Source organism: Burkholderia sp. Bp8986, assembly GCF_003854225.1.
GTDB lineage: Bacteria > Pseudomonadota > Gammaproteobacteria > Burkholderiales > Burkholderiaceae > Burkholderia.
The window spans coordinates 1-1096 of sequence record NZ_QTQM01000162.1; the positions used below are offsets into that span (position 1 = coordinate 1).

General features: G+C 64.5%; 2 pseudogenes. Both read right to left on the minus strand.

Going from position 1 to position 1096, the window contains the following annotated elements:
* Positions 1-855, minus strand: a pseudogene (locus DID99_RS36680) (electron transfer flavoprotein subunit alpha/FixB family protein); the annotation flags it as partial.
* A 16-nt stretch (positions 856-871) separates the two neighbouring features.
* Positions 872-1096: pseudogene (locus DID99_RS36685) on the minus strand (electron transfer flavoprotein subunit beta/FixA family protein); the annotation flags it as partial.

Genomic DNA, 1096 nt, shown 5'->3' on the forward strand with positions numbered 1-1096 from the left:
GCTTCCGGATCCTTGTTGATCGCGACGATCACCTTCGAATCCTTCATGCCGGCCAGATGCTGGATCGCACCCGAGATGCCCACCGCGATGTACAGCTGCGGTGCGACGATCTTGCCGGTCTGGCCGACTTGATAGTCGTTCGGCACGTAGCCGGCATCGACTGCCGCGCGCGATGCGCCGAGTGCCGCCGACAGCTTGTCGGCCAGCGGCTCGAGAACCTTCGTGTAGTTCTCGCCGCTGCCCAGGCCGCGGCCGCCCGACACGATGATGCTCGCCGACGTCAGTTCCGGACGGTCCAGCTTCGTCACTTCACGGCTCACGAACTGCGACTTGCCTGCGTCCGCCGCGGCTTCGATCTTCTCGATCGCTGCGCTGCCGCCTTCGGCTGCCACCGGATCGAAACCCGTCGCACGCACCGTGATGACCTTGATCGGGTCGCTCGACTGCACCGTCGCGATCGCGTTGCCCGCGTAGATCGGGCGCTCGAACGTGTCGGCACTGGTCAACAGCCGTGATGTCGGAGATCTGCGCGACGTCCAGCTTCGCGGCGATACGCGGCGCGATGTTCTTGCCGTAAGCCGTTGCCGGCGCGAGGATGTGCGAGTAGTCCTTCGCGATGTTCAGCGCGGTCGCTTCGACGTTTTCCGCGAGGCCCGCTTCGAGTTGCGGCGCATCGGCCAGCAACACCTTTGACACACCTGCGATCTTCGCTGCCGCATCGGCCGCGCCTTGCGCATTGTGACCCGCGACCAGCACGTGGATGTCACCGCCGATCTTCGCTGCTGCTGCCACCGTGTTCAGCGTCGCGGCCTTGATCGACGCGTTGTCGTGTTCTGCAATCACCAGAATCGTCATTTCTTTCCGCTCCCTCTTACAGCACCTTGGCTTCGGTCTTCAGCTTCTCGACCAGCGTCTTCACGTCCGGCACCTTCACGCCGGCCGCGCGCTTCGGCGGCTCGGCCACCTTCAGCGTCTTCAGACGCGGCGCGACGTCCACGCCGAGGTCTTCCGGCTTCACCGTTTCCAGCGGCTTCTTCTTCGCCTTCATGATGTTCGGCAGCGTCACGTAGCGCGGCTCGTTCAGGCGCAGGTCGGT